We start from the raw sequence: 24,999 nt of genomic DNA on the forward strand, positions 1-24,999 counted from the left end.
TGTCAACACCGTGGAACCCGGCCTCATACTATCCAACAAGATCAATCCGTGACGAATGTGATCAGGCGGGTTTCTCATCCGCCTCATAGGCCTCGATGATGGCGGCCACAAGCGGATGCCGCACCACGTCGCGCGACGTGAAGTAATTGAAGCTCACCTTGGGAATGCTGCTCAGCAACCGTTCGGCATCTGCCAGCCCTGATGTGACCCCGCGCGGCAGATCGACCTGGCTGCGGTCGCCAGTGATCACCATACGCGATCCTTCGCCCAGACGCGTCAGGAACATCTTCATCTGCATCGTTGTGGCATTCTGCGCCTCGTCCAGCACGACAAAGGCATTGGACAGCGTGCGACCGCGCATAAAGGCCAGCGGGGCAATCTCGATCTGTTTTTCTTCCAACAGCTTCGCCAATTGCTTACCCGGCAGAAAATCGTTCAGCGCATCGTAGAGCGGCTGCATATACGGATCGACCTTGTCCTTCATATCGCCAGGCAGATACCCAAGCTTCTCGCCAGCCTCTACGGCGGGACGGCTAAGGATGATCTTGTCGACATGGCCAGTGATGAACATGCTGACCCCAACCGCGACAGCCAGATAGGTCTTACCGGTACCGGCCGGACCGATGCCAAATGCCAGCTCATGTTCGAACAGAGACTGAACATAGGCTTTTTGCGCATCGGTGCGTGGCTCGACCAGTTTCTTGCGGGTCTTGATCTCGACCTTGCCCCCCCGGAACATCTCCAGCTGGCTGCCGGGGTCGGCGACCTGTTCCTGCCCCATCCGCAGCTCGCGATCAATGTCGCCGGCCTCTACGCTTCGACCGGTTTCCAACCGATCATACAGTGCGGCCAGAACTGCTGCCGCCTGGTCGCGCGCAGCTTCTTCGCCCAGCACCGAAAGCTGGTTGCCACGCCGGACGATCTGCACACCGAGCTTTTGCTCAAGCGTCGCAAGATTGCGGTCGTATTCGCCGCACAGATCAATCAGCAGTCGGTTATCGGGAAATTCAAGCAGCGCCTCGTGGGAGGCATCCTGCTCCTGCGATGGGGTCAAAGTGCCAATGGCCAATCCGGTCTCCTGTCTTTGACGGTGTTCTCTCAGTGTGCCCCTCGACTCGCCCCGGCGCAAGCTGCGCATCCGCAATTTCACGCGATTGAAACAAAATGGCCGCCCCGAGAGGGCGGCCAACAGCTTGCGTTTTGAACATCCGGGCTGATCCGATCAGATCGGATCCTCAACGCTGGAGCCCGATTTGAACGGACCAACTACGGTATTGGGAGGCGCCACACCGGAACACACTGGCCGCCCATCAGGTGCGAGCCGCTGCGACAGATAGCCTTCCACACCATCGTCGATAATCCAGTGGTCGCAGCCAGTAGGATCCACCCAAATCCCAGGATCCCCTGTCAGTTGGGACAAAGGCTTACTATCAAAGCCACGATCCACAGTTTTGTCGACCTTGTCTCCACAGGCAGACAGACCAACGGCCAGAGACACCAGAAGCGCAGTTTTGAGAAATGACATGACTAAGCTCCTCAACGCAGGCAGATGATTTCAACGCGGCGGTTCTGCGCCATGTTGGCGGCAGAATCATTGGGGACACGCGGATCGCGTTCGCCGTAGCCGCGCGCCTCAAGGATGCGCGCGCCGACCGATTGGCCGACCTTAGCAACCGCATTTGCCCGGCGCTGGGACAGGCGCATATTGTACTCATCCGATGCGCGACTGTCGGTATGGCCGGATATGATGAACGAACGCGCATTGGCGGATTGGAAAAACTCGCGCAGGCGCTGTTGCCCTGCGGCGCTGATGTGATGCCTGTTGGTGGCAAAGAACTGATCGCTGGGCATCACGCCGCAGATATCACCACGACGGCAAACCGGTTTTCCGTCGCGGGTAACATGCGGGGTCATGAACCCTTCGGCGCCATCATCCATCACCCAATGTTCGCAACCGTCGGGATCCACCCAGATGGTTGGCACATAGCTCTGGCCGATCACAGCGCCGACGCCTGCATCCTGCGCCATCAACGCACCAGCGCTCAGGCAAATGGTCGCGGCAGCAGCAGAAAGAACCCCGCCCAGCTGTTTCGTCAGTGATTTCAACACACCCAAATTCCCTTCACCAGTCGTTCGCAGGCGCACCCCAAGCATGCGGCAAGAGCCACTTGCGGATCAGTCCCGCAATATTCGCAGGTATAGGACGCAAATTGCAATCATTTGCTTAAGGAAATCAGAAGTTTCACGCCACCGTAGCAGGATTGAGACCATGGCGCGGTCGACGCGGTACCAGCCGTTACCACACCGCCAGTTACTTTTCGATTAGCGCACCCGCCAACGAGTTGGCCCCGGAGGACAGGATCCGCACCCGGGCGAGATCCCCGATGGCCCGGTCACAATCCGCGACATGGACCGCATGCAGATAGTCGGATTTCCCGACCATCTGACCCGGGAAGCGCCCTGCCTTCTCAAACAACACGGTGACGTCACGACCTACCATGCTGTCCTGAACCTCACGCTGCTGTTTTGTCAGCAGAGCCTGCAGTCGCTGAAGCCGGTCGTCAGCGGCGGCAGGGTCGACCTGCGCGCGCTCTGCTGCCGGGGTGCCGGGGCGGGTGGAGTATTTAAAGGAATAGGCGGTGCCATATTTGACCTCCTCCACCAGATCCAAAGTCGCCTGAAAATCCTCTTCGGTCTCTTCCGGGAAGCCGACGATGAAATCGCCGGAGATCAGGATATCAGGCCGCGCGGCGCGGATGCGCTCGATCAGCCGCAGATAGCTTTCGGCGGTATGCGCACGGTTCATGCGCTTCAGGATCTTGTCGGACCCCGCCTGCACCGGCAGGTGCAGATAGGGCATCAGTTTGGCGCAGGTGCCATGCGCCTCGATCAGGTCGTCCTGCATATCATTGGGGTGCGATGTGGTGAAGCGGATGCGCTCCAGCCCATCGACCTTGTCCAACTCCCAGATCAGCTGTGCCAGCGTCATATCACCATTGGGACCGGCGCCGTGGTAGGCATTCACGTTCTGGCCCAACAGGGTGATCTCTCGCACACCGCGTTCGACCAGATCCTGCGCCTCTCGCAGGATGCGGTCCGCCGGGCGCGAGACCTCGGCACCGCGGGTGTAGGGCACCACGCAGAAGGCGCAGAATTTGTCGCAGCCTTCTTGCACCGTCAGAAACGCGGTCGGGCCACGCTTGGCCTTGGGGCGGTTCTTCAGCTTCTCGAATTTGTCTTCCTCAGGGAAATCGGTGTCCAGCACCTTTTCGCCGGTCCGCGCCTTGGCTTCCATTTCTGGCAGGCGGTGATAGCTTTGGGGGCCAACCACCAGATCAACCAGCGGCTGACGACGCATGATTTCCTGTCCCTCGGCCTGCGCAACGCAGCCTGCGACGCCGATCTTCAGATCCGGTTTCTCCGCCTTCAGCCCCTTGAAGCGGCCCAGTTCGGAATAGACTTTTTCCGCGGCCTTCTCCCGGATGTGGCAGGTGTTCAGCAGGATCATATCCGCATCATCAGGCGATTTGGTTTCAACATAGCCTTCGCCGCCCAGCGCCTCGGCCATGCGTTCACTGTCATAGACATTCATCTGACAGCCATAGGTCTTGATAAACAGCTTCTTCGGGGCGCTCATGGGGACAACCTTTTCAGCGGAGGGTCGCAACAGCGGCGTGGCATAGCCGGAAACGGCTCTGCTTGCAATGCCGCCCCGATTACCCGATTTTAGCAGCAACCGCCAGATAAGGGCACTGGCAGAGAGCAGCAGGCAATCGGATATGATGCATTTATCACTCGAGGGATTTCTCGAACATGCCAAAACGGCCCTGACAAAAGGGCCTGTCGCCCTGATCTTTGTCGAAGACAAGGTTGAGATCGCAACAACCCTGCGCCACCACCTTGATCTAGGCTTCGCGACGGTCGTGGTGTTTATGCCCGATGCCTTTGATATCCCCTATGATCTGGAAACACGTATCGAGCGTGTGCCGTATGATTGCAGCAGGCGGGATACCGTGTTTGAAGCCATAAACAAAGTCATAGCGGCGGCCGCACCCGGATGTTGGCTCTACTACTGCTACAACGCCGAATACCTGTTCTATCCCTTCTGCGAGAGCCGGAACGTTGTGGAACTGCTGGGCTTTCACGCTGAAGAACGCCGTGACGCGATGCTGAGCTATGTCATCGATCTCTATGCCGGGGATCTTGCGGCGGCGCCGAATGGGGTTTCTCTGGACACTGCACATCTGGACAAATCCGGCTATTACGCCCAATCGCGCAACGATCCGCAGACGGGTCACCCGCTGGACCGTCAGCTGGATTTCTACGGCGGCGTGCGCTGGCGGTATGAGGAACACATTCCGGCCGCCAGTCGCAAGATCGACCGGATTTCGCTATTTCGCGCCAAACCTGACCTGCATCTGTTCGACGATCACCGCTTTAGTGAGCCGGAGTACAACACCTACGCCTGCCCCTGGCATCACAATCTGACGGCGGCCATCTGCTCGTTTCGGACAGCAAAGGCGCTGAAGCGCAATCCCGGGTCCTCCTTTGAGATTGATAACTTTCGCTGGCACAATTCTGCTCCGTTTGACTGGCACTCGCGCCAGCTTCTTGATCTGGGGCTGATGGAACCGGGGCAGTGGTTCTGAAGGTCTGAGCCGTCTCGTCAGCCCAGACCCAGATATCCATCAGCGCTGCAACAGAACCGGGAACCAATCCTCGCGCAGAATCTGACCCGGCGTCATCTCATGGCCGGGATATGGCGGCGACGTGGGTCCAGGGCGTTCGATGTAGCGCGCATCATCTCCGACAAGACGCAGCGAAAAGGCACGACGACGGGAGCGGCTGGTATTGGCGCGCGCTCCATGCAGGGTGCGATAATTGAATGCGACCGCATCACCCGGCTGCATCTCCCATTCTTTGACTGTCATGCCCTCAGCATCTGGATCCGGAACCGACATGTACTGCCCCTCATCGGCAAAGAACCCTTCTTCAGACACCCACCGTGTCGGCAGGACCTCTTTCTCCCACCGGTGAGAGCCGGCGACACAGCGCAGTGATGCATCCGTGACCGGGTCAAGCGGCGACCAGAAGCTTATGGTCTGCTGGCCTTCAACAAAATAGTAGGGACCATCCTGATGCCAGGGTGTCGCCATGGAGGTGCCCGGCTCCTTTACCAAGACATGATCATGAAACATCTGAACGCGTTTGGACTGCATCAGATCAGCTGCAACCTCGGCGACGGGTGAGTGTTTGATCGCCTCCTCAAACTGCGGGATTCGGGTCCAGTTGCAATAGTCGTCAAAGAAGCGCCCTGTCTGGCCTTTTTTTTCGTTGTTAGAGGCATAGGGGCCGGGCTCAGCCATATTGGCCTCCACGCCGTCGCGGAGCAGCTCCACCTGATCCGCGAAAAGCCCGCGTATCAGCACCACGCCGTCGCGTTGGAACTGATCGATATGATCCTGAGTGATGAGGGGATGAGGCATGGGGATTGTCCTTGGGATCGAAATCTGGGCTGCGAGCGCGGGCGCTTTGGCCTGCTTGCCCCCGATCTTGCACACAGAGGCTGAGCATGCTCAAATAATATCTTAATATGCAAAAAATAATCTGATGTTATATTTAACCCTGCGCCACTACGAATACGTCTGCGCTATTGCGCAGCACGGCAGCCTCTCCGCCGCAGCGGCGGCGGTGCATGTCAGCCAGCCTGCGCTGTCCACCGCCCTCGCGCGGATTGAGGCGCAGTTGGGGGAGACCTTGTTTCTGCGCCGTCGTGGCGCCGCGGTGGTTCTTACACCGCAGGGACGCAGTTTCGCAGCACGTGCGCAAGCGCTGCTGGAGCAGGCTGCACGGTTGGAACGCCAAGGCAGCGAGGATGCGACCGGCCAGCAGCTGACGGTTGGCTGGTTTACTGACCTCGCGCCCTTCCTGCTCGCCCCGGCTCTTAAGCGTCTTCGCACGGCCCTCCCGGGTGTCGCGATCCGTTACAAGGTCGACCATTTTGAACCACTGATCGCCGCGATGATTGCTGGGGATATTGACCTGGCCGTCAGCTACGACCTTGGCGTGGATGCCAGTTTTATGCGCCAGGAGCTGGTACGCCGGTCGCCCGTTGCACTGCTGCCGCACTGCCATCCGCTGGCAGGGCGGGATCAGCTGTCGCTGGCAGATCTCGCTGAGCAACCGCTGATTCTATCAGAAGAGGGGCACTCCGTGCGCCATATGCTTGGGCTATTCAAATCTATCGGCACCCTGCCCCGCATCACCCATCGCGCCGCGTCAGTAGATCTGTTGTGCAGCTTGGCCGCCCACGGCGAGGGCATTGGCATCACCTATAGCAGACCACCCGGCACAAATTCCTACCACGGGCCCGGATTGGTCTCGGTTCCGATCAGTGACGCGTCTGCGAAGGAGCCTCTTGTGCTGATCAGCCACAGCCGTGCTGCGCTCGGCAGCGTGATCCAGCGCGCACAAGGCATTTTGGCAGACGTGGTAACGGCCGGTTCACTGGATCAGTGAAGATCTTCAGATCTTGCGCAGACGGATCACAACATCCACAGAGGCAATCTCGACGCCTTGCGGTGCCGCCGGGAGGCTCTTGATCACCAACTGGTCGGATGGCGCATCTGACAGACGCCCCTCGTCCTCCCAATAGAAGTGAGGATGGTCATGGGTGTTGGTGTCAAAATAGCTTTTGGAGCCATCCACAGTGATTTCCTGCAACACACCCGCATCGCAAAACGCGCGAAGCGTATTGTAGACGGTGGCAAGGGACACAGCGGCCCCTTTATCTTTGGCTGCGTCAAACAGGCTTTCAGCGGTGACATGGCGGTGTTTGCCATCGCCCACGAGCAATTCTGCCAGCGCCACCCGCTGACGAGTCGGGCGCAATCCGGCTGTTTCCAGCCAGTTGGTAGCGATATCTGCGGGTGTTGGCGTCATAAAGCAGGTCCTGCATAGCGTTGCTGGACGTATTTATAGGCCGAAAGGGTCACTGTATTCAATTCAATTTGCGCGGCGTCAGTACCTCCTCCTAGACTGTTACAGTTGAAAAACCTGAAGGCCACAGGCGGGATGCCGGTTGTCCCGCTGCGCCCGGAACCCTTGCAGGAGAGTCGAAACGGGTGCTACAGGGGGCCAGATAGACGATGATAACATAGGCAGGAGAAGCGCCAGCATGGCCGATTACCCCAGCAGCTTTGACAAAGACGATTTGCTAAAATGCGCCAGAGGCGAGCTGTTTGGCCCTGGCAATGCGCAGCTGCCCGCCCCCCCCATGCTGATGATGGATCGCATCTCCGATGTGTCCGCAGATGGCGGCGCCCATGGCAAAGGTCACATCACAGCCGAGTTCGACATCACCCCTGAGCTATGGTTTTTCGACTGCCATTTCCCCGGCAACCCGATCATGCCCGGCTGTCTTGGTCTTGATGGTCTCTGGCAGCTGACCGGCTTTAATCTCGGTTGGCGCGGCTGGCAGGGGCGCGGCTATGCTCTGGGTGTCGGTGAGGTCAAATTGACCGGTATGGTGCGCCCGGATCGCAAGCTGCTGACTTACAAGATCGACTTCACCAAGGCGATCCAGACCCGCCGCCTGACCATGGGTGTTGCCGATGGGATCGTCGAGGCAGATGGCGAAGTCATCTACCAGGTCAAAGACATGAAGGTGGCCCTGTCCGAGAGCTGATCCGCAGCTTTCCTCTGGCCCCCTGAAACAGCATAGGAGTACGCAGCATGCGTCGTGTCGTCGTCACCGGTCTGGGCATCGTCTCGTCCATCGGGAACAATGCCGAAGAGGTCCTTGCCTCTCTTAAAGCAGGGAAATCTGGCATCGAAGCCAGCCCTGAAATGGCCGAACATGGCTTTCGCAGCCAGATCGCGGGCACGCTCAAGCTGAATGTGGCGGACCATGTCGACAAACGCACCCTGCGCTTCATGGGCGCGGGCGCGGCCTATGCTCATATCGCAATGAGCCAGGCGATTGCTGATGCCGGCCTGTCCGACGATCAGGTGGTGAACGAGCGCACGGGCCTTGTTGCAGGCTCAGGTGGGCCCTCCACATCGGCCATGCTGACCGCCCATCAGACCGTTCTGAAAACCGGCGCGACCAAGCGTATCGGGCCGTTCGCAGTGCCCAAATGTATGTCTTCCACGATCTCTGCCAACCTGGCGACCGCGTTCAAGATCAAGGGCATCAACTACTCCATCACGTCTGCCTGCTCGACCTCGCTGCATTGCATCGGCAACGCAGCCGAGCAGATCATGATGGGTAAGCAGGATGTGATGTTTGCCGGCGGCGGCGAGGAGCTGGACTGGACGCTTTCGTGCCTGTTCGACGCGATGGGCGCAATGTCGTCGAAATATAACGACACGCCCGAAAAAGCCTCGCGCGCCTTCGATCAGGATCGTGACGGGTTTGTGATTTCCGGCGGCGGCGGCATTGTTGTGCTGGAAGATCTGGATCACGCCTTGGCCCGCGGCGCCAAAATTTATGCTGAAGTCACCGGCTTTGCCGCGACCTCCGATGGGCACGACATGGTCGCCCCCTCTGGTGAAGGCGGCGAACGCGCGATGCGTCTGGCCCTTCAGTCCCTGCCGGATGGCCGCAAAGTAGACTACATCAATGCCCATGGCACCTCGACCCCGGTTGGCGACGTCGGCGAAGTCGAAGCAGCCCGCCGCGTCTTCGGTGCGGGCAATGTCCCTCCGATTTCGTCCACCAAATCGATGACTGGCCACGCACAGGGCGCGGCTGGCGCCTTGGAGGCAATTTTCTGCCTTCTGATGCTGGACAACGACTTCATCACCCCGTCGATCAATGTCGACACCCTGGCCGAGGGTATTGAACCCGCAGAGGTCGCGACCCAGCTGGTGGAAAACGCCGGTCTGGACAGCGTGATGACCAACAGCTTCGGCTTTGGTGGCACCAATGGCTCAATGGTCTTGAGCAAGTACAAAGGATAACGGCGGATGTCAGGAGTATTGACGGGCAAGCGTGGCCTGATCATGGGGGTCGCCAACGATCGTTCGATCGCTTGGGGTATCGCCAAGGCCATGGCTGAGGCCGGAGCGGACCTGGCCTTTACCTATCAGGGTGAGGCATTCGGCAAGCGTCTTGAGCCGCTGGCGCAGAGCGTTGGCAGCGATTTCATGGTCGATGTCGATGTGACTGACGATGCCTCACTCGACACAGCCTTCGAACAGCTGTCTGCACGTTGGGATAGCATCGACTTTGTCGTTCACGCTATTGCCTATTCAGACAAGGCGGAGCTGACCGGGCGGTTCCTTGATACCAGCCGCGAAAACTTCAAGAACTCGATGGATATCTCGGCCTATTCCTTTGTTGAGGTGGCCCGCCGGGCCTATCCGCTGATGAAGGATGCGGGCGGTACTCTGCTGACGCTGACCTATCAGGGGTCAAACCGTGTCGTCCCCAACTACAACGTCATGGGCGTCGCCAAGGCAGCCCTGGAAAGCGCCACACGCTATCTGGCCAATGACCTCGGCCCGGAAGGGATTCGTGTCAACGCGATTTCCCCCGGCCCGATGAAGACCCTGGCCGGTGCGGCCATCGGTGGTGCGCGCAAAACCTTCAAGCATACGGCGCAGAACGCCCCGATGCGGGACAATGCAACGCTGGAAGCCGTTGGTGGAACCGCTGTCTACCTCGCCTCTGACGCCGGAGCCTGCACCACCGGAGAAGTCATTCGCGTCGACGGAGGGTTTCACGTCCTTGGAATGCCGCAGCAGGACAATCTCTGACCGCGACTAATCGCGACCAAAGACCGAAGGGCACCCGCAGCGGTGCCCTTTTCTTATTCCGGCGTACGGCTCCCCTGCTGCGCTACTGTCAATTCCCCTGCAAGCGTGGCGACCAGCTCGGCCGTTGGCATCGCCCGCGATTGGGCGGCACCCTGCCCTGCCCATTGCGCACCATAGCCAACCTCATCACGATTTTTTGCCGCCGCGTTCAGCGCCTTCCCGGCATCATAAGCGATAGGGTAATCCGGGATCTCAACATCACGGTTCTGGCGCCCCCAATCGGTAAATCGATTGCTCAGGCAGCGTGCCGGACGACCTGAGATCACCGCGGTCATTTCCGTTTCGGGATCGTCGGCCAACAAGGCTGCCCGATATCCTGCGTCGGCACTGCTCTCCGGGCAGGCAATGAAGGCGGTGCCGAGCTGCGCCGCTGCAGCGCCTGCAGACAGAGCATCGGCGATATCCGCCCCGGTCATCATCCCGCCCGCGGCAATCACCGGCAGCGTCTGTGCCGCCGCCAATTCGCGAACCAGCGGTAAGGTCTGCATCCGCTCATCCTCACCGGTGGGATCAAAAATGCCCCGGTGGCCGCCCGCCTCCCACCCCTGCGCAACAATGGCATCAATGCCAGCGCGCTCCAGGCTACGGGCCTCAGTCAGCGAGGTTGCGGTGGCGAGCACTACGACACCTGCGGTTTTCAATGCCGCGATGACATCCTGCGAAGGCAGGCCAAAGTGAAAGCTGACAACCGCCGGGCGCTGCGCGATCAACATGTCCTGCATGTCGCGATCTACGCAAAAACTGGTGTATATTTCGCGCAAACCCTGCGGTGGCGTCGCGCCGAAGCCTTGGAACACCGGTGATAGATATTGAAGCCAAGCTGCCTCTCGCACAGGGTCGGCGGTGGCAGGTTGATGGCAGAACACGTTGACATTGAAGGGCCGCTCGGTCAGTGCCGCTGTCTGAACAAGCATCTTCTCGGCCTGTTCGACACGTGCCGCGCCGATGCCCAGAGCACCGAGCCCGCCCGCATTGCTGACGGCCGCCGCCATTTCGGGCGTACTGACACCCGCCATTGGAGATTGCAGGATCGGCACGGATATCCCCAAGCGATCCATCAATGCTGCTGACGTGGAAATCCCGCTCATCTCACCCTCTTTCGCCACAAATCCTATTTGCGCAAAAAGCCGGTTTGATGAGGCGGCGCAAGAGGCGCCACCTCATCCCGTCTTAGTTGATTGATACCAATTCGATATCAAAAATCAGATCCTTGCCCGCCAGCGGATGGTTGGCGTCAAGGGTCACGGTCGCTTCGGTCACTTCAACCACGGTTACCGGCAGAACTTCCCCGGTTGGAGCCTGCATCTGCAGCTGGGTGCCGACCTCAAGCGGGATGTCATCGGGAATGCCTTCGCGCGGGATGGTCTGACGCGCCTCATCATGGCTGGGGCCATAGGCCTGATCAGCAGGAATGTTGAGCGTCTTTTTCTCGCCTGCGGTCATGCCAGCCAGACCAGCGTCCATACCTTCAATGACCTGACCGGAGCCAACGGTGAACTCAAGCGGCTCGCGCCCGTCGGAGCTGTCAAAGACGCTGCCGTCTGTCAGCTTGCCTGTGTAGTGGATGCGTACGGTATCGCCGCTTTTTACCTCGGTCATGGGACCTCCAGTTGGTTTCACGTTACAAAGGCGCGCACAGTATAGGACCCACCCCTGATGTAAACCCAACCGACCAGCGCCCCGAACTGGTAGCTGTTTGTCACGGAATGCACCGCATTGTGGCTGGAATTGACGCCCGTTTTGCGCCTAGGCTGACGCAACCGCAGGACACCGGACGGGAGACCCCATGGCGATCACAACCTGTATCTTCGATGCCTATGGCACATTGTTCGACGTGACGGCGGCCGCGCGGCAAGCTGCCCAGGAACCAGAGTTTCCGCATCTGATCGACCATTGGGCCGAGCTGGCCAACCATTGGCGACTGAAGCAGCTGCAATACACCTGGCTGCGCGCCATCACCGACGCCCACACGGATTTCTGGCAGGTCACCCAAGATGGTTTGGACTGGGCGATGGAGGCCACCGGCCTCAGTGGGGATCCGCAACTCCGCAAACGGTTGCTCGATCTCTATTGGCAGCTTCAGGCCTATGAGGAGGTGCCGCAGATGTTGCGCGCGCTCAAAACGGCCGGGCTGCAGACAGCGATCCTGTCCAATGGATCACCCAAGATGCTGGAAGGTGCAGTCAACTCGGCCGGGGTGAGCGGGCTGCTGGACGATGTCTTGTCCGTCGAGGCCGTCGGGGTCTTCAAACCCGATGCACAGGTCTACGACCTCGTCGAGGAACGGTTCAACTGTCAGCGCGACGAGGTATTGTTTGTCTCCTCCAACGGCTGGGACGCCGCCGGCGCGGCAGGGTATGGATTCACCACAGCCTGGGTCAATCGGAGCGGTGAACCGATGGATCGCCTGCCTTGGACGCCACATCATATCCTGAGCGACCTGAGCAGTATTCCAACATTGCTTGGGACATAACCCTGTGTCGCTTACATCAGGACCGCTTTCAGTCTTCACCACCTCGGATGGGATGCAGCTCGCCTATGACGATCCCGACCAAACAGGCATGGAGGGCCGCCCCCCCTTGCTGTGTCTGGCCGGTCTGACCCGCGACGGGCAGGATTTTCGATATCTTCGGCCGCACATCCGTGGGCATCGCGTGATCACGCTGGATGCACGCGGCAGAGGCAGGTCGCAATACGCCGAGGACATTCACAGCTATTCAGTCCCACGTGAGGCACAGGATGTGATTGAGCTGCTGGATCATCTAAATATTGGTCGCGTCACACTTCTTGGCACCTCTCGCGGTGGACTGGTTGCTATGGCGCTGGCCGCCTTGCACAAACACAGGCTGGCTGGCGTGATCCTGAACGACGTAGGGCCAGAAATCCCAGCGGATGGCATCGCGCGGATCATGGCCTATGTCGGGCATCGCCCAGTGGCCAAAACTCATGAACAGGCCGCCTCGGTGCTGGCGGCACATATGGCCCCAGCATTTCCCGATGTGCCAATGGCGCGTTGGCGCGAGGAGGTGGAGGTTTTCTACACCCAGACACAGGACGGTTTGGCCCTACGCTACGACGCGCGGTTGCGCGACGCCTTACTGGCACAGGCAGCCGCCGGGCCGCCGCCGGATCTGTGGCCGCTGTTCCAATCCCTCAGGGAGGTGCCATCGGGCGTCATCCGTGGGGGCAATTCGGATATTCTCAGCGCCGATACCTACCAAAAAATGCAGCGCCACCTACCGAAGCTGCTCGCCGTGGAGGTCCCGGACCGGGGTCATGTCCCCTTCCTTGATGAGCCCGAGTCGCTGGCGCTTATCCATCGCATTCTGGAGATTGTTCAATGACATCCTTTGCCGCGATTACCGCAGCTGCCGACCGCCTGAGTGGTCACGCACGGGAGACGCCGTTGCTATCTTCGCCGTTTCTGGATGACATTGCCGGACGCCGTGTCCTGGTCAAGGCCGAGTGCCTGCAACACACTGGTTCGTTCAAGTTTCGCGGCGGCTGGGCTGCCCTTTCTGCACTGTCCGACGACCAGCGACACCGTGGCGTACTGGCCTATTCCAGTGGCAATCATGCACAGGGAGTGGCCGCTGCGGCTGCCGCACATGCGACGCCCGCCGTGATCCTGATGCCGCAGGATGCGCCAGCCATCAAGATTGCCAATACGCGCGCGCTCGGCGCGGAGGTGGTTTTGTTCGACCGGACTAAAGACAACCGTGATGCCATCGGAGCAGAACTGGCAGAGGTGCGCGGCCTTACCCTAATCAAACCCTACGACGACGCAGAGGTGATCGCCGGCCAAGGCACCGTTGGCCTTGAGATTGCCCGCCAAGCTGCGGACCTTGGCGTGAGCGAAGCGGATGTACTGGTGTGCTGCGGTGGTGGTGGTTTGACCGCCGGCGTCGCGCTTGCTCTGAAACAGACCGCGCCAAAGATGACAGTCAGCCCTTGTGAACCTGAGCGTTTTGATGATGTCGCCCGATCACTGGCTGCAGGTGAAATCTGCCGGAACGAGGCCTCTGCAGGGTCACTTTGTGATGCAATCCTGACGCCCGCACCGGGCGACATCACCTTCCCCATTCTGTCGCGTCTCTGCAGCTCCGGCATCGTGGTGAGCGAAGAGGACGCGATGCGCGCCATGGCGCTGGCCTTTTCACGTCTGAAGATCGTGTTGGAACCCGGTGGCGCGGTGTCTCTCGCAGCCGCCCTGTTCCATGGTGACCAATTGAGCGGCCCTGCCACAATCGCTATCGCAACAGGCGGCAACGTCGACGCAGCCCTTTTTGCCGAGGCGTTGCATCGGTTCGGCTGACTCCGAATAACCGCCCTTATCGAGTTTGGAGTACCATATGACCGAATTCACCATCGCATCCTTCAACGTGAAAAACCTGATAGGCCCGGATCAGGAATACTATAAATTTCAAAGCTACACGCCGGAGGAATACGCGTGGAAGTCCGATTGGATGGCTGATCAGCTGCTGACCCTGGATGCCGATATTGTCGGGTTTCAGGAGATTTTCGAGGAAACGCCGCTGCGTGAGATCATCGCTGAGACCGACCGGCGCGGGCAGGAGGCAAATGCCGCCAGCCTGCCTGACCGGTCCAAACGCTATCATCGCAAGGCAATTTTCCGCAAACTGGCCTATACGCCCTACACTGAGGCTGAGCTGGCCTTTGCGCCCAACATAAACGACAGCGAAACACCAGGGAAACGGCGCCCGGGCCTTGCTATCCTGTCGCGATATGGCTTCGCTGAGCCGGTCGAGATTATTCAGGATCTGCCGCAACCCCTGGATATTCCGATGGCCTGTCTTGGTGGCGAAGAGGACGCGGGCTATTACACGCTGAGACGGCTGTCGCGCCCGATCATGAAGGCCCGGATTCCCGTCGCTGGGCAGATTGTCAGCGTTTTCAACTGTCATCTGAAATCCAAACTGGGTGAGTTCATCACCCCGCAAGGCGCACCCTACCCGCCCGAGACCGTGCTCACAGCCTATGATGCGGGTGGTCGCGCCTTGGGCGCGCTGCGTGCTGCGCTGCGCCGTATGGCTGAGGCCTGGGTGCTGCGGCGGATGGTCTTGGACGAATTGGAACAGAACCGTCCGGTCATGGTATTGGGAGATTTCAATGACGGGGAAAACGCCGTCAGCTCCGAAATCATCAGCGGCGAGACGCCGTTTAGGAATTATTCCTGGATGCTGCGCCATGACGCCCGGCACACCGGCGACCGTTACAGTGCAGAGGAGGATCGGCACATCCGTGAAACCATTGATAGGTTTCGATTGCGGTCAGCAGAAAAGCAATTCCTCAGAAAGTCGCTCCGCGATGTGGTCTACACCACGGCATTTGGCGGCGTTCATGAAAGCATCGATCAGATCTACATGTCCCGCCATTTTGATCCGGACTGGGCGGGCCACATCGGAGAGATGGAATACTTCAGCGTCTTCAATGACCATCTGACTGATGGCAGCCATCCCGAAGCTCCCTACAACAAACTCGCCTCTGATCACGGGCAGATCATGGCTCATATGCGGCTCAAATCTGCGGGTTAGGGTCGCATAGGCTTATTTCTTCACGCTCCGGCTGACTTTACCTGACGGGTAGCCCGCGTTAGAAAGCGCGACCGAACACACCCCGGAGCCCCCTATGCCATTCGCTGAACTGGGCGATGTCCAGCTACACTACCAACTGGATGGAACCGCCGACGGACCTCCTTTGGTCTTTGCCAATTCTCTTGGCACTGACCTGCATGTCTGGGATCAGGTGGTAGAACGGCTGCCAAAAGAACTGCGCATTGTCCGCTATGATCTGCGTGGCCATGGCGGGACACCTGCAACGCCTGCCCCCTACGCCATGGGCACCTTGGTCCGCGATGCCGAGCGGTTACTGGACCAGTTGCAGGTGAAGGGCTGCATCTTCGTCGGGCTGTCTATCGGCGGCATGATCGCGCAAGGGCTGGCGATCAAGCGGCTGGATCTGATGCGTGGGCTGGTGCTGTCCAACACCGCCGCCAAGATCGGGACTGCCGCTAGCTGGCAACAGCGCATTGAGGCGATCAAGCGTGATGGGATTGAGGCCGTTGCGGACAACATCATGGAGCGATGGTTTGCCCCGGCATTCCGCAAGTCGCCCGAGCTGTCTCATTGGCGCGACCACCTGCTCCAGCAATCGGTCGAGGGCTACATCGGATGCTGCGCGGCGATCGCAGGCACAGATTTTTACACACCGACCAGTGGTTTACGATTGCCGACCTTAGGCATTGCGGGCTCAGACGACGGCGCGACACCGGCGGATCTGGTACGCGAAACCGTCGACCTCATCCCCGGTTCCAAGTTCGAGCTGATCCGCCGCGCCGGTCATATACCTTGTGTCGAACAGCCCGAGGCTTTTGCGGATCGTCTGATCACCTTCCTGAGGGAGCAAGGCCATATCTGATGGCTGCTGGGCCGCGGCCCGGTGCGCCTTCGGGAGCGTGCGAGCGACCACAATATCTGGCACAAATGGTAGCCGACCGCCCTCACGATAGGGTAACAGACCTGAATATACCCCATTTGCCGCCTATTGCTGCCCCAACCGGATAGCAGCAGTCATAGCAACCCTTGGTGAAAGATCTCTGATGGCCGCTTCTCTCTTCGACAGTCAGCTCTATGCTTCATTGTTTCCTGCGGGAGATATTTCCCGGCTGTTTTCAGACAGCGCAGAAATCCGTGCCATGCTGCTGGTCGAAGGGGCACTGGCCAAGGCGCAGGGCAAGCTCGGCCTGATCCCGGAAGAGAGCGCTGCAGCGATTGGCCGCGCGGTGATGGAGGTCGCTCTGGACCCCGGTGCATTGGCCCAATCGGCCGGACAGAATGGCGTCCCCGTGCCCGGTCTGGTGAATGCGTTGAGGGAGGAAATGAACGCACCGGAGCACGCCCAATATGTGCATTGGGGGGCAACCTCGCAGGATATTATGGACAGCGCTTTGATGCTGCGATTGCGGCAGGCACTTGCAGCTGTTGAGACTGATCTGCTCACCCTGCTTAAGCAACTTTCCGATATGGCCGACACCCATGCCAACCTTCCGATGGCTGCACGCACCTATGGTCAGTTGGCCACCCCGACCAGCTTCGGGGCCGTTGTGGCCACGTGGGGGCAGCCTCTGGCTGCACTGCTCGAAGAGCTGCCAGTGCTCCGTCAAACCTGTCTGCTGGTGTCACTGTCCGGTGCTGCTGGAACGGCCAGCGCATTGGGATCCAAGGCCAGCGAGCTGCGCGCCGAAATGGCTGCGGGATTGTCGCTGGCGGATCCGCATCGCAGCTGGCACACGGATCGCAGCCCGGTTCTGCGGATCGCGGACTGGCTCACCCGCGCCTGCACTATAATCGGGAAATTGGGGACCGATTGCCTGGCCCTGCGCCAAAGCGGCATTGACGAGCTGACAACCAGCACGGCAGGTGCGTCCTCAACCATGCCGCAGAAACAGAACCCGGTTGCCGCCTCAGCGCTGATCGCGCTGGCATCGCAGGCGACCGCACAGCTTTCGGCTCTGCATCATGCCGCCGCGCATCAGCACCAACGCGACGGCGCCAGCTGGTTTGGCGAATGGCTGAGCCTTCCACAGATCGTTTTCTGCGCCGCAACAGCCGCCCGGACGGCTGTCTCCATGACAAAAGGGATGGCGCCAGACGCCAAGCAGATGTTGCGCAACCTCCACGCTGCCAATGGGACAACCTATGCAGAAGCGCTGAGCTTTGCCTTGGCAGAACAGATGCGGCGAGGTGAGGCGCAGGCCGCGGTCAAGGATCTCTGTGTCAAGGCAGCACAGCAGGGCGTACCCCTGCAAGAGGTTGCTGCCGCGCAATTTCCAGAGCTGGATCACGCAACACTCTTTGACGCAACCCGGCAACTTGGGTCAGCCCCGGACGAGGCACAACGATTTGTAAAAACAGTAGCCGCTCTGAAAGGCCGCAAAGAATCGACGTGATACGCTGCTCATCAGCGATCTAGGCGGGCCCATCCTGCTCTCCCTGCGCCTATGTGCCTCGGGATACGACGTTTCACTGACGGTTTCAGACTTGCAGCCCTCCTCCCCCCGGTCCACCGTGGCCTGCAAACAGGGAGAGAGATCGCATGCCAACCATCAAAGCCGCCGTCTGCCACGAGTTTGGTAGCCCTCTCGTGATCGAAGATGTCCAGCTCGCCGCGCCTCGCACTGGAGAAGTTGAGGTGACACTGGACGCCGTTGCGATCTGCCATAGCGACATCTCCTTTGCAGAGGGCGCCTGGGGTGGGTTTTTGCCTGCCGTTTATGGCCACGAAGCCGCTGGCGTGATCAGCGCCGTCGGCGACAATGTACAGGGCTTCGCTGCGGGGGACAGCGTTGTCGTCACTCTGATCCGATCCTGTGGCAGCTGTCCCAGCTGCGCAGGCGGTGCGCCCACCCTATGCGAAACCCCCTATGATGCAGTCAACGGCCCGCTCAAAACCGCTGACGGTGCGCCGTTGATGCAGGCAATGGCCTGCGGTGCCTTTGCAGAACGAGTGGTTGTGGATCAACGCCAGATCGTAAAAATCCCAAGCGAAATAGCCAAAGATGTCGCCGCGCTTATCTCCTGCGGCGTCATCACGGGCGTTGGTGCTGCAGTGAACGCCGCAAAACTGCGCGCGGGCGAGGATGTTGTTGTGATCGGCGCGGGGGGCGTTGGCCTCAATGCGATCCAGGGCGCCCGCATCGCAGGCGCGCGCCGGATCGTTGCCGTCGATCTGAGCGAGGAAAAGCTGGAGATTGCCAAGGAGTTTGGCGCGACCCACACAGTCCTCGGCCGCCTCGACGCGCCATGGAAGGCGTCGTACAAGGCTCTTGGTGGCAGAGGGGCCGATGTTGTTCTGGTCACCGTTGGCGCTATCCCGGCCTATGAGCAGGCCACGCGATATCTGGGCATCGGTGGGCGCATGGTGATGATCGGCATGCCGCACTCGGGCGCAAAAGCCAGCTATGAGCCGGTCATCATGGCCGCCATCGGACAAGGCATGATCGGCTCCAAAATGGGTGATGTGGTAATTCAGCGCGATATTCCGTGGATGGTGGACCTTTATCAGCAGGGGCGCCTAAAGCTGGACGAGTTGATTTCCGGGCGTTGGAGCCTTGAAGACATCAATGCAGCAATTGCCGATACAAAAACAGGATCGGCGCGCCGCAACGTCATCCTTTTTGACCGATAGACCTCTGAGCAGACACGGAAGAACCTGACATGAAACTGCAAGACCTAGACATCATTGTCACCGCTCCCCCCGCTCCGGGATGGGGAGGGCGCTATTGGATTCTGGTCAAGATGACCACCGACACCGGTATTACTGGCTGGGGTGAATGTTACGCCGCCTCCGTTGGCCCTGACGCAATGTCACATGTGATCCGCGATGTCTTTGAGCGGCATATGCAGGGCATGAATCCCGAAAATATCGAATGGATGTTTCGGCGGGCCTATTCATCGGGTTTCACGCAGCGCCCCGACCTGAGCGTCATGGGCGCCTTTTCTGGCCTTGAGATCGCCTGCTGGGATATCCTCGGCAAGGATCGTGACCGGCCAGTTCACGCTTTGATTGGCGGGCGAATGAACGACCGGCTGCGTGCCTATACCTATCTTTACCCGCTGCCCCATCACGATATTGATGCGTTCTGGAACACGCCCGAACTGGCGGCCGAATCCGCAATCTCAGCAGTGGAAAAAGGTTACACTGCGGTCAAATTCGACCCCGCCGGTCCCTATACGATGCGGGGGGGGCATATGCCGGCCCAATCTGACATCACCCAATCCGTCGCCTTTTGCCGCGCGATCCGCAAAGCTGTCGGCGACAGGGCAGACCTATTGTTCGGCACCCATGGTCAGTTTACGCCAGCAGGGGCTATTCGGCTCGGTCAAGCATTGGAACCTTATGAACCCCTGTGGTTTGAGGAGCCCACGCCCCCCGATTTGGTCGCAGATATGGCTCGGGTCGCAGATCGGGTCCGCATCCCGGTCGCGGCAGGGGAACGGCTAACAACGAAAGCGGAGTTCGCCGCCATCTTGCGGGCAGGTGCGGCAGAAATCCTGCAACCGGCCTTGGGGCGATCCGGCGGCATCTGGGAGACCAAGAAAATTGCGGCCATCGCCGAAGTCTTCGGCGCACAGATGGCGCCTCATCTCTACGCCGGTCCTGTCGAGTGGGCGGCCAATATCCAGCTTGCAGCCTCAATCCCCAACCTCTTGATGATCGAAACAATCGAGACACCGTTTCATGCGGCGCTGATTAAACAGGGGATCACTGTGGAGGACGGTTTCGTGATCCCGTCAGACGCGCCAGGTCTTGGCATCGAGGTCGACGAAGATCTAGCCCGCGCCCATCCCTTTATCGGGGATGATCTGCACCTCAACATGCAGGATGCCCCATGCAACTATGCCGAGGGCAACAGTTTTATAGGTGGTGCCCCTCCTATCGAAGAATAACCAGCGCCACGCCGGAAAGGCGCACGGCCTGACCCAACGGGGCCGGATCTTGGTCAAGATCCGGCGACGGGCGGGAGTGCATGCAATGAACAAATACAGTCAGCTGTCTTCGACGATATGCTGCTGCTGTTCACCCAGCCCATCGATGCCTAGCCGCAGGGTATCGCCCGCCCTCAGATAGATCGGGTCGGGTTTCTGCCCCATCCCCACCCCCGGCGGTGTCCCGGTTGCAATGAGGTCACCGGGGTGCAGTGTCATCAACTGGCTGAGATGTGAGATGATTTCTGCGACGGAGAAGATCATCGTACTGCTGTGACCCTGCTGCATGCGCTTGCCGTTCACATCACAGTAAAGCGCAAGTTGCTGCGGGTCGGGAACCTCATCGGGTGTTACCAGCCACGGGCCAATCGGGCCGAAACTGTCGCAGCTCTTCCCTTTGGTCCATTGCCCGGACAGATCCATCTGGAAAGATCGCTCCGAGACATCGTTGACCACGCAATAGCCCGCCACATGGTCAAGCGCGTCTTCAATCCCGATGTATTTGGCTGTTTTCCCAATCACCACGCCCAACTCCACCTCCCAGTCGGTTTTCTGCGCGCCGCGCGGTAAAACCACTGGATCGTTTGGGCCACTGATGGCTGAATTCGCCTTTAGAAACAGGATCGGATGCTGTGGGATCGCAAGTCCCGCCTCCTCAGCATGATCCCGGTAGTTCAGGCCGATACAGAGAAATTTGCCGACGTCGCCAACGCAGGGGGCCAACCTCGGCCCTCCCTGAACGATCGGCAAATCTGCCAGCGGAAGCGATGCCAGCTTCGCTTGCGTGTCATGCCCTAGTTCTGCGCCCGTGAGATCCGCGATATGCTCGCCTAGGTCTCTCAGAGTGCCATCGTCGGCTTTGAGACCCGGACGAATACCGGCATCACTATAGTATCTCAGTAATTTCATGGCAGTCGCCTCCCCTCGATCCCAAACGCCCGCGCCTCTCATGGACGCGTATACAGTGCCTCAAAAGCGATCAACTTGACACATAGCCTGCAACGACTTGCAACAGTTTAAACGCGGTCGCTGCATCGTTTTCGACAACCGCAAGGAACTCCTCCTCACCAATCCGCAAACAGGTCAAATCGGTTTCCGCAATCATGCTGAGGGCACGGGGTTCCTTCCGGATCAGACCCAATTCGCCGACCAGACGACCGGCGCCGACCTTGGCAACCAGGCGATGTGCCTCCCCGTCCTGCGGCAGGTATAGCCCTGCCTCCCCCTCCAGCACCATATACGCGCCATCGCTGGCCTCATCGTCTTTCAGAAACACGGTGTCACCAGCCTTTGCCGTGTACCAGCGCGCGCCAAAGGCCAAGAGACGCAGCTGACGGCGATTGAGTTCGGAGAACAGCTCTGTCTGCTCCAGTGCTCTGAGTTTGCGCGCAAGGTCAGCACTCCCCGCGCCATCGCTGACCGCATCCGCAACCGGGCTGTCGCTGACCAGTCGTCCCTGACGCAGTTCATAGTAGCCGTCGAAAACATCCGGGCTCTCGAAGCTGCTGCCAAGGTAAATCAGCGTGGTGTCCGGCAACAGCTGGCGCAGATTCTTATGGATCGCGATCCGGGTGTCGAGATCATAACTCGCCATAGCGGCGTCCAAGATCAAGATATCGGGACGTTTGATGGACGCACGAGAGAACGCAAGCGGTTCGGCAAAACTGGCTGCAAGCCCCTGCCCGCCCAGCGCAATCGGCAGATCAAAGATCAGCTCAACCACGTGATCACGGACACCGTTCTTAACCAGCACATCCGAGACAAGTTTCTGCACCTCTTCCGCCCGCCCGCCGGCGCTATCGGAAATTTTGCCGAACAGGGCGTTTTCCAGAACCGTCAAGCCAGGTGCAAATGCCCGGTCATCAAGCGGTTCGAAAATATCATCCAGGGTCGCCATCAGCTGGCTGGAATGGCTCTGCCGGAAGGCCAGAATGCGCTCTTCCATCTCACTGCTGAACGCCGCACCGATCTGCTCGGCAGAAATGCTGAAGGGGACGATCAGCAACCGCGCCAGCTCCTCATGGCTCAGCGCGGAGACACCATCGTTACGGGTCTTGTCCACCAGCGCGAGCGCGCCCTCATAGGCCGAGGCCTCCAGACCCAGCTTGCGGAACAGGGGATGATCGGTGCCATCGATACCAAAGATCTGCCGCAGCATTTCCACGACATCACGGCTAAGGGCCACAAGATCCGCGTCCAGATTGAGGTCACGCAGTTGATCAAGGAAATCGTCCTGTTGGCGCAGCACGTCTTCGCTCATGCGGCCCTGTGTGGTCGCATAAAGCAGGTTTTCAGCCACTGGCAGTGCCGGGTTGTACCGATCAGGTGCCAAGAAATGCACATAGTCATCTAAGCCCGCGTCGATGACGGCCTGCTGTACGGTGCCCCGCAAATCGACGAGTTGCTGCGCCAGTTCCGGGTGGCTTGAGGCCTCAAAGCGTTGCTCGACCCCGCGGCGAAACAGCGCGGTGTCAGATCCAATGCCTGAAACCAGCCTGAGCCACCAGTCGCGCAGCTCCGCCTCGCTGGAGAACCCGGCGAGGGCCGGATCCAGCCACGACGCGTCGAGTGGATCGGGGCTATTGCCTGCCCGCTGCGCCACATCATACCGCCGCAGATCCTGTGCGGCTCCCAGTGGCCGCTGTCGGATCGGCATCATCACATTGTCGCCAAACGATCCCTGAAACAACACCGGTCGGGAGGTGGCATGCCCGATACGTGCAGCGATCACCGCCTGATGAATGTCGCGCATATTCTGGCCATCAATCGAAACCTCACCGGCCGAGGGCAGCAATTCCCGGGTCAGCAGCCCCGCCAAGGCGCGGCGGTCTTCCTCCGACGGGGCGGCGACGCCAATCACCTTCCCTGCCGGAAACCGCGCGTTCAGATCTTCCAGAACGAGATTGCCATTGGCGTCACGAACATTGACCCCATCAACGACGATATCACCCTTCAGGCGCTGCAATTCATCCGGTGCGCCAGTCATCAACGCCTCGTCAACCATTCCCGGAGGATCGAACCGCTCCAGAATGACATCCCAACGCAACGCCATATCCTGCGTCTGGTTGTAGTAGGCCAGCAACTCCTTCCAGGGCGATGCCAAATCCTTGTAGGCTGCGAGAGCTGCAACCAACGCGCCAAGCGAGACCTTGCCCTCCAGCACCAAGTAGCCGCCCACCGCGTAGAACAGGAACGGCGTCAACTGCGTGATGAAGTTGTTGAGAAACTTCATGAAGAATTTCTTCTGATAGATCTCAAACCGGATGTCATAAAGCCAGCCAAGCCGGTCAGTGATCACAGCCATCCGGTAGCGCCAGCCGCCATTCAGACGCAGGGTCGACGCCCCCGCCGCACTCTCTCCTATTTCGGAGGCCAAGGCCCGAATCTGGCGAATGCGTTTCTTGTTCAGCAGGTTGATCTGGCGCTGCAACATCGGGATCAACCAGCCCTGCAACGGAATAAGCGCAACAGCCGCTAACCCGAACCAGACATTCTGCATGAACAGAAAATACAGGATGGTCAGCATTTGACCCGCCTGCAGAACCGGCTGGCTGACCGCATCCCCCATGAGCCCACCCATGGGTTCGCTCTCGGATGTGATCATGGAGACCAATTCACCCTGGCTGACCCGCTCGAAATATGGCTGCGGAAACCTTAGCACGCGCGAGATCAACCGATAGCGAAACCGCCGCAACATCCGTTCGGCCAGAATGCCCTTCATCGTGTTGATGCGCATCTTCAGCAGACCATGGGCCAGCACCGCCACAAGGAACCCGCCACACAGCAGCCAAAGGTAGTGCAGCTGTGTCAGCTCATAACCAAACAGATCAATGCTGGAACTTTGGGCACCGATAGCATCATTGATGATGCGCTTTGGCAGCTCCAGTGTCAGGTACAAGAGTGGAAACAGGCAGGCGGTAACCAACAGCAAGACCAACTGGTCGCGCTTGGAGTAAGTCCAGATAAACCGAAAGAGAGTGCGTTCTATTGGAAGGCTCCGAAATGGCGACAGTTGCGGAAACGGATCCTGATATGCCTAGCCCGGATTGCCCGTTGCAGGCAATGGCAACAGGGCGATCCCGTCATCAAAGGTCCTTCACAAGCCTCATGACTACACTGAGATACGACACAGTTGACGGGGCGTCGCGACGAATACTGTTACAGGCCATTTGCCAGCATCCAAAAAATACGTAAGCTTTCAGAGCTCGCGACACAAAATGAGGCCGTTCCTTTGTCAGATCCTCTCGCATCCCTGTTGGGATTGCTCTGCCTGCTTCAGATCAAGCACATGTTTGCCGATTTTTATCTGCAGACGCCTAAAATGCTGTCAGGCCGCGGGGAATATCTGCATGCGGGGCGCGCGCAACATGCCGGGGTTCATGTATTGGGGTCGATCATCGCATTTGTGATTATGGGGGCACCGGTCGGGTTTGTTCTGATTATCTGCGCACTGGAATGGGTCGCCCATTTCAATATCGACTATTGCAAGGCCTGCTATTCCAAGCGCAAAGAGTTGGCGCCCGATATGGCTGTCTATTGGCGTGCAATGGGGACCGATCAGGCGCTGCACCAGCTCACCTATCTGGCGATGGCAGCGGCCTGGGCCCATGTGAGTTTCGGTTAGATCCCCCGGAGACGAGCGGCGCACACCCCGTCACCAATTCGGCCC

Annotated in this window: 24 protein-coding genes; 14 read left to right on the forward strand and 10 right to left on the reverse strand. The window is 59.4% G+C overall.

What is annotated here, in order from left to right; all coding sequences use genetic code 11:
- Positions 1-61: 61 nt before the first annotated feature.
- The 4 genes from OO25_RS12470 to miaB form a co-directional block, all read right to left on the reverse strand.
- Positions 62-1,069, reverse strand: a complete 1,008-nt coding sequence (locus OO25_RS12470; protein WP_040180448.1) for a PhoH family protein — start codon at positions 1,067-1,069, stop codon at positions 62-64.
- Positions 1,070-1,222: 153 nt separating this feature from the next.
- Complete coding sequence (locus tag OO25_RS12475; RefSeq protein ID WP_014879141.1) at positions 1,223-1,525, reverse strand: hypothetical protein; 303 nt, start codon at positions 1,523-1,525, stop codon at positions 1,223-1,225.
- A gap of 11 nt (positions 1,526-1,536) precedes the next feature.
- The gene (locus OO25_RS12480; RefSeq protein WP_040180729.1) at positions 1,537-2,097 is read right to left on the reverse strand and encodes an OmpA family protein; all 561 of its coding nucleotides are present in this window, start codon (positions 2,095-2,097) and stop codon (positions 1,537-1,539) included.
- Between the two features lie 214 nt (positions 2,098-2,311).
- A complete protein-coding gene (gene miaB / locus OO25_RS12485; RefSeq protein ID WP_040180449.1) occupies positions 2,312-3,637 on the reverse strand; it encodes a tRNA (N6-isopentenyl adenosine(37)-C2)-methylthiotransferase MiaB in 1,326 nt (441 codons plus the stop codon).
- A 142-nt stretch (positions 3,638-3,779) separates the two neighbouring features.
- Between miaB and OO25_RS12490 the strand changes: the two genes are divergently transcribed.
- Positions 3,780-4,649, forward strand: a complete 870-nt coding sequence (locus OO25_RS12490) for a glycosyltransferase family 2 protein (protein ID WP_175304831.1) — start codon at positions 3,780-3,782, stop codon at positions 4,647-4,649.
- Between the two features lie 39 nt (positions 4,650-4,688).
- Here the strand turns inward: OO25_RS12490 and OO25_RS12495 are convergent, their stop codons facing one another.
- Positions 4,689-5,486 (reverse strand): phytanoyl-CoA dioxygenase family protein, encoded by a 798-nt coding sequence (locus OO25_RS12495; RefSeq protein ID WP_040180452.1) that lies wholly within the window; start codon positions 5,484-5,486, stop codon positions 4,689-4,691.
- Between the two features lie 124 nt (positions 5,487-5,610).
- On the opposite strand from OO25_RS12495, the gene OO25_RS12500 reads away from it, so the two are divergent.
- Positions 5,611-6,519: a LysR family transcriptional regulator gene (locus OO25_RS12500; RefSeq protein ID WP_040180454.1), complete on the forward strand. Its 909-nt coding sequence runs from the start codon at positions 5,611-5,613 to the stop codon at positions 6,517-6,519.
- Positions 6,520-6,525: 6 nt separating this feature from the next.
- Here the strand turns inward: OO25_RS12500 and irrA are convergent, their stop codons facing one another.
- Entirely contained in the window at positions 6,526-6,942 is a 417-nt protein-coding gene (gene irrA, locus OO25_RS12505) for an iron response transcriptional regulator IrrA (RefSeq protein WP_014873568.1), read from the reverse strand.
- A gap of 235 nt (positions 6,943-7,177) precedes the next feature.
- Between irrA and fabA the strand changes: the two genes are divergently transcribed.
- Genes fabA through OO25_RS12520 form a run of 3 tightly spaced genes read left to right on the forward strand, consistent with a single transcriptional unit; the run spans position 7,178 to position 9,762 of the window.
- Entirely contained in the window at positions 7,178-7,687 is a 510-nt protein-coding gene (gene fabA / locus OO25_RS12510; protein ID WP_040180455.1) for a bifunctional 3-hydroxydecanoyl-ACP dehydratase/trans-2-decenoyl-ACP isomerase, read from the forward strand.
- A 47-nt stretch (positions 7,688-7,734) separates the two neighbouring features.
- Positions 7,735-8,964 (forward strand): beta-ketoacyl-ACP synthase I, encoded by a 1,230-nt coding sequence (fabB, locus tag OO25_RS12515; RefSeq protein ID WP_040171054.1) that lies wholly within the window; start codon positions 7,735-7,737, stop codon positions 8,962-8,964.
- Positions 8,965-8,970: 6 nt separating this feature from the next.
- The gene (locus OO25_RS12520; protein WP_014873565.1) at positions 8,971-9,762 is read left to right on the forward strand and encodes an enoyl-ACP reductase; all 792 of its coding nucleotides are present in this window, start codon (positions 8,971-8,973) and stop codon (positions 9,760-9,762) included.
- A 53-nt stretch (positions 9,763-9,815) separates the two neighbouring features.
- On the opposite strand, the gene OO25_RS12525 is transcribed toward OO25_RS12520, so the two are convergent.
- Both OO25_RS12525 and OO25_RS12530 read right to left on the reverse strand, forming a co-directional pair.
- Positions 9,816-10,910 carry a nitronate monooxygenase family protein gene (locus OO25_RS12525; protein WP_082035333.1) on the reverse strand — a complete coding sequence of 365 codons (1,095 nt, stop codon included), beginning with the start codon at positions 10,908-10,910 and terminating at the stop codon, positions 9,816-9,818.
- Positions 10,911-10,992: 82 nt separating this feature from the next.
- Positions 10,993-11,421 carry a peptidylprolyl isomerase gene (locus OO25_RS12530; protein ID WP_040171057.1) on the reverse strand — a complete coding sequence of 143 codons (429 nt, stop codon included), beginning with the start codon at positions 11,419-11,421 and terminating at the stop codon, positions 10,993-10,995.
- Positions 11,422-11,608: 187 nt separating this feature from the next.
- On the opposite strand from OO25_RS12530, the gene OO25_RS12535 reads away from it, so the two are divergent.
- The 8 genes from OO25_RS12535 (at position 11,609) to OO25_RS12570 (ending at position 20,291) form a co-directional block, all read left to right on the forward strand.
- Entirely contained in the window at positions 11,609-12,295 is a 687-nt protein-coding gene (locus OO25_RS12535) for a haloacid dehalogenase type II (protein ID WP_040180458.1), read from the forward strand.
- Between the two features lie 52 nt (positions 12,296-12,347).
- Positions 12,348-13,166 (forward strand): alpha/beta fold hydrolase, encoded by an 819-nt coding sequence (locus tag OO25_RS12540; RefSeq protein ID WP_040180460.1) that lies wholly within the window; start codon positions 12,348-12,350, stop codon positions 13,164-13,166.
- Complete coding sequence (locus OO25_RS12545; RefSeq protein WP_040180463.1) at positions 13,163-14,137, forward strand: threonine/serine dehydratase; 975 nt, start codon at positions 13,163-13,165, stop codon at positions 14,135-14,137. Before OO25_RS12540 ends, OO25_RS12545 begins: the two co-directional genes overlap by 4 nt.
- 37 nt (positions 14,138-14,174) lie before the next feature.
- Positions 14,175-15,377: an endonuclease/exonuclease/phosphatase family protein gene (locus OO25_RS12550; RefSeq protein WP_040180464.1), complete on the forward strand. Its 1,203-nt coding sequence runs from the start codon at positions 14,175-14,177 to the stop codon at positions 15,375-15,377.
- Between the two features lie 94 nt (positions 15,378-15,471).
- On the forward strand, positions 15,472-16,260 hold the full coding sequence (gene pcaD / locus OO25_RS12555) for a 3-oxoadipate enol-lactonase (RefSeq protein ID WP_040180467.1): 789 nt from the start codon (positions 15,472-15,474) through the stop codon (positions 16,258-16,260).
- Between the two features lie 181 nt (positions 16,261-16,441).
- Positions 16,442-17,791, forward strand: coding sequence for a lyase family protein (locus OO25_RS12560; protein WP_040180470.1), 1,350 nt, complete (start codon positions 16,442-16,444; stop codon positions 17,789-17,791).
- 146 nt (positions 17,792-17,937) lie between these two features.
- Complete coding sequence (locus OO25_RS12565; protein WP_040180471.1) at positions 17,938-19,029, forward strand: Zn-dependent alcohol dehydrogenase; 1,092 nt, start codon at positions 17,938-17,940, stop codon at positions 19,027-19,029.
- Between the two features lie 29 nt (positions 19,030-19,058).
- Positions 19,059-20,291, forward strand: coding sequence for a mandelate racemase/muconate lactonizing enzyme family protein (locus OO25_RS12570; protein ID WP_040180474.1), 1,233 nt, complete (start codon positions 19,059-19,061; stop codon positions 20,289-20,291).
- Positions 20,292-20,390: 99 nt separating this feature from the next.
- Here the strand turns inward: OO25_RS12570 and OO25_RS12575 are convergent, their stop codons facing one another.
- Entirely contained in the window at positions 20,391-21,239 is an 849-nt protein-coding gene (locus OO25_RS12575; protein ID WP_040180476.1) for a fumarylacetoacetate hydrolase family protein, read from the reverse strand.
- A gap of 70 nt (positions 21,240-21,309) precedes the next feature.
- Positions 21,310-24,267, reverse strand: coding sequence for an ABC transporter transmembrane domain-containing protein (locus OO25_RS12580; protein WP_040180477.1), 2,958 nt, complete (start codon positions 24,265-24,267; stop codon positions 21,310-21,312).
- A 294-nt stretch (positions 24,268-24,561) separates the two neighbouring features.
- Here OO25_RS12580 and OO25_RS12585 point away from each other — a divergent pair, with 294 nt between their 5' ends.
- Entirely contained in the window at positions 24,562-24,954 is a 393-nt protein-coding gene (locus tag OO25_RS12585) for a DUF3307 domain-containing protein (RefSeq protein ID WP_014873552.1), read from the forward strand.
- The last annotated feature ends 45 nt before the right edge of the window (positions 24,955-24,999 follow it).

Source organism: Phaeobacter sp. S60 (assembly GCF_000826845.1).
Classification (GTDB): Bacteria; Pseudomonadota; Alphaproteobacteria; order Rhodobacterales; family Rhodobacteraceae; genus Phaeobacter; species Phaeobacter piscinae.

What these genes read in the sequence shown, in the direction of transcription:
- OO25_RS12475 (WP_014879141.1), bottom strand. Translation starts at nt 1,525, where the DNA reads ATGTCATTTCTCAAAACTGCGCTTCTGGTGTCTCTGGCCGTTGGTCTG.
- miaB (WP_040180449.1), bottom strand. Translation starts at nt 3,637, where the DNA reads ATGAGCGCCCCGAAGAAGCTGTTTATCAAGACCTATGGCTGTCAGATG.
- OO25_RS12490 (WP_175304831.1), top strand. Translation starts at nt 3,780, where the DNA reads ATGATGCATTTATCACTCGAGGGATTTCTCGAACATGCCAAAACGGCC.
- OO25_RS12495 (WP_040180452.1), bottom strand. Translation starts at nt 5,486, where the DNA reads ATGCCTCATCCCCTCATCACTCAGGATCATATCGATCAGTTCCAACGC.
- OO25_RS12500 (WP_040180454.1), top strand. Translation starts at nt 5,611, where the DNA reads ATGTTATATTTAACCCTGCGCCACTACGAATACGTCTGCGCTATTGCG.
- irrA (WP_014873568.1), bottom strand. Translation starts at nt 6,942, where the DNA reads ATGACGCCAACACCCGCAGATATCGCTACCAACTGGCTGGAAACAGCC.
- fabA (WP_040180455.1), top strand. Translation starts at nt 7,178, where the DNA reads ATGGCCGATTACCCCAGCAGCTTTGACAAAGACGATTTGCTAAAATGC.
- fabB (WP_040171054.1), top strand. Translation starts at nt 7,735, where the DNA reads ATGCGTCGTGTCGTCGTCACCGGTCTGGGCATCGTCTCGTCCATCGGG.
- OO25_RS12520 (WP_014873565.1), top strand. Translation starts at nt 8,971, where the DNA reads ATGTCAGGAGTATTGACGGGCAAGCGTGGCCTGATCATGGGGGTCGCC.
- OO25_RS12525 (WP_082035333.1), bottom strand. Translation starts at nt 10,910, where the DNA reads ATGAGCGGGATTTCCACGTCAGCAGCATTGATGGATCGCTTGGGGATA.
- OO25_RS12530 (WP_040171057.1), bottom strand. Translation starts at nt 11,421, where the DNA reads ATGACCGAGGTAAAAAGCGGCGATACCGTACGCATCCACTACACAGGC.
- OO25_RS12535 (WP_040180458.1), top strand. Translation starts at nt 11,609, where the DNA reads ATGGCGATCACAACCTGTATCTTCGATGCCTATGGCACATTGTTCGAC.
- OO25_RS12540 (WP_040180460.1), top strand. Translation starts at nt 12,348, where the DNA reads ATGCAGCTCGCCTATGACGATCCCGACCAAACAGGCATGGAGGGCCGC.
- OO25_RS12545 (WP_040180463.1), top strand. Translation starts at nt 13,163, where the DNA reads ATGACATCCTTTGCCGCGATTACCGCAGCTGCCGACCGCCTGAGTGGT.
- OO25_RS12550 (WP_040180464.1), top strand. Translation starts at nt 14,175, where the DNA reads ATGACCGAATTCACCATCGCATCCTTCAACGTGAAAAACCTGATAGGC.
- pcaD (WP_040180467.1), top strand. Translation starts at nt 15,472, where the DNA reads ATGCCATTCGCTGAACTGGGCGATGTCCAGCTACACTACCAACTGGAT.
- OO25_RS12560 (WP_040180470.1), top strand. Translation starts at nt 16,442, where the DNA reads ATGGCCGCTTCTCTCTTCGACAGTCAGCTCTATGCTTCATTGTTTCCT.
- OO25_RS12565 (WP_040180471.1), top strand. Translation starts at nt 17,938, where the DNA reads ATGCCAACCATCAAAGCCGCCGTCTGCCACGAGTTTGGTAGCCCTCTC.
- OO25_RS12570 (WP_040180474.1), top strand. Translation starts at nt 19,059, where the DNA reads ATGAAACTGCAAGACCTAGACATCATTGTCACCGCTCCCCCCGCTCCG.
- OO25_RS12575 (WP_040180476.1), bottom strand. Translation starts at nt 21,239, where the DNA reads ATGAAATTACTGAGATACTATAGTGATGCCGGTATTCGTCCGGGTCTC.